The sequence below is a fragment of the Flavobacterium sp. ACAM 123 genome, from assembly GCF_000264055.1.
GTDB lineage: Bacteria > Bacteroidota > Bacteroidia > Flavobacteriales > Flavobacteriaceae > Flavobacterium.
On the sequence record NZ_AJXL01000200.1, the window covers coordinates 1 to 2647 of the forward strand.

The window sequence follows — 2647 nt, forward strand, 5'->3', positions numbered from 1 at the left end:
ATTAATATATGGGATAATTAGCAATAGGTTTAACAATTGTTTTCATAGGTTGGATTTTGTATCGACTTTTTATTAAAAGGGACTTAAGTAAAAATTTAAACAATTTATATTTTGGGCTATTTTTTGTAACAATATGGTTTTTATATTATTTGTTTATTATTACTTTTTTTTAAAGTCTTTTAATTAATCGTTAAATACATTTAGAAAATAAAATTATTATCCTGTATCTTTTTCTCATTTTGTGTTTATTCACAAAGAGATAAATACGCAGAGGAAGTTATAATTTCTGAAAAATGTAAATGTAGAATTGTGGAAAGAATGATAAGCAAAAAGTACGGAAACCAGACCGCGCGGATATAGCAACAAATCGATAGCGCGGAATTGTATTCCGTGCCCGTAAACAAAACCAAATAACCCAAAGTGAATGTCAACAAAATACAAGGCTACAACAACTGATGAAGCATATTTTATCACAATTACAACAGTAGGTTGGGTAGATGTTTTTACGAGGTTAACCAGATCGCTCGGATATATCAGCACATCGATAGCGCGGAATTGCATTCCGTGCCCATAAACAAAAGCAAGGATAAGTAAATAAACCAAAGATAATGTCAAACCAGACCGCTCGGATATATCTACGCAACGATAGCGCGGAATTGTATTCCGTGCCCGTAAACAAAAGCAACGATAAGTATATAAACCAAAGATAATGTCAACCAAATATAAAGCTACAACCACAGAAGAAGCTTATTTTATCACCATAACAACAGTAGGGTGGGTAGATGTTTTCACTAGGTTAAATCAAAAATATGTTGTCATAAACGCATTACAACATTGTCAGCAAAATAAAGGGTTAGAGATTTATGCGTATTGTATTATGAGTAGTCATATTCATTTATTATGTAAAGCAACAAATGGTTTTATACTATCGGATGTGATTCGTGATATTAAAAAATTTACTTCAAAGAAAATAATCCAAATGCTTATTGAAGAACCAGAGAGCAGAAGAGAATGGATGTTAATAAATTTTAAAAAAGCATGTGCTCATCTCAAACGAAAACAAGAGTATAAAGTATGGCAAGATAGCTATCATGCAGAAATAGTTGAGACGAACTGGTTTATAAAGCAAAAGATAAATTATATCCATAATAATTCTGTGAAAGAAAAAATCGTTACTTTGCCTGAAGATTATTATTTTAACTCCGCTAGAAATTATGCTAGTTTAGAAAATGATTTAGAAGTAATTATATTAGATCTATTTTAGTTGCCTACTGGATCGTGCACGGATTGCAAATCCGCGCTATCGAATTTAGAAAATAATTAAGATGTGTTGATATTAGATCTATTTTAGTTTTCTACTGGAGCGGGCACAGATTGAAAATCCGAGCTATCGGATTTTGGTGCTAAATTGAAAGATTGTGTAAGTAAATAAATTTAGTAGTAAGATGAAAGTGATGTGCGTCGAAAACCCACACTACGCATAGCCAACCGTTAGGCGAAACTTAAAAACCGATAAAATGCAAGAAACACCGAGCTTTTTTTCAGACCCGAAGGTCATTATTTCTATAACTGCTATCATAATCTCTGTAGTTAGTCTTTTTTGGACTTTAGCAAATCAGTGGGAACAAAATCGGCGATGGGAAAATCTAAATAATGCTAATCCTGAATTACTAGAGATAAGACTAATTAATTGGAAAGAGATAACCCATGATGAAGCTCACAATAAAAATTGGGGTTACAATCCTCTAATTTATGCTAAGGGAGAAGCTACAGACTTATATGTATTGCCTTATAAGTTGGTAGCGAGAGATTCATTTAATAATAAAATCGAAAGAGTAAACTCGGTTTATACTCTTACTGAAATACAACAGGAGTTAAACAGAATTCAATTTAAAGGCAAAAGCCATTCCGTTGCTATGCTATTTCGCCCAAAATTTACCTTTGAAAATATGGGCAAAACAGTGACGCAAGAATTATCAATGATAATTGATGCAAAACTTCCAAATCAAAGCTGGCAAAATGCATTCACATCAAATACTACAATTAACCTTTCGGGTGGACAAACAACTTCTGTTCATTTTGACTTTGAACTACCAATAGGAATTGAATTGCCTCCTCAAATTTCTTTCCGAATTTCCCTGAAATACAAGGATGTAAACAATGAAATGGTTAAAAAGGAACTATTTGCTAAATGGACTACAACAAATAACTTTTGGTCGTATGAAGAAAAAGAATAAGCATCGCGTAAAAGCAAATTTGTGCAAAAATAGCTGACGGTGGTTTACGTTAATCCATCAGTTATTTACTTAATTTAGTGCGGTTCGACAACCCAGACCGCTCGGATATATCTACGCAACGATACCCAGATCTCTCGGATATATCAGCACATCGATAGCGCGGAATTGCATTCCATGCCTGCAAACAAAAGCAATCAAAAAGTAAATAACCAGATCGCTCGGATATATCAGCACATCGATAGCGCGGAATTGTATTCCGTGCCCGTAAACAAAAGCAACGATAAGTAAATAAACCGAAACCAATGTCAACCAAATATAAAGCTACAAGTACAGAAGAAGCTTATTTTATCACTATAACAACAGTAGGGTGGATAGATGTTTTTACTAGGTTAAATCAAAAATATGTTGTC

General features: G+C 33.2%; 2 protein-coding genes and 1 pseudogene. All 3 read left to right on the forward strand.

From position 1 onward, the window contains the following. Nucleotides 1-709: 709 nt before the first annotated feature. Nucleotides 710-1264: an REP-associated tyrosine transposase gene (locus A3SG_RS0118120; RefSeq protein ID WP_016991405.1), complete on the forward strand. Its 555-nt coding sequence runs from the start codon at nucleotides 710-712 to the stop codon at nucleotides 1262-1264. Between the two features lie 253 nt (nucleotides 1265-1517). Next, on the forward strand, nucleotides 1518-2237 hold the full coding sequence (locus A3SG_RS0118125; protein ID WP_016991406.1) for a hypothetical protein: 720 nt from the start codon (nucleotides 1518-1520) through the stop codon (nucleotides 2235-2237). A gap of 302 nt (nucleotides 2238-2539) precedes the next feature. Then, nucleotides 2540-2647, forward strand: a pseudogene (locus tag A3SG_RS22575) (transposase); the annotation flags it as partial.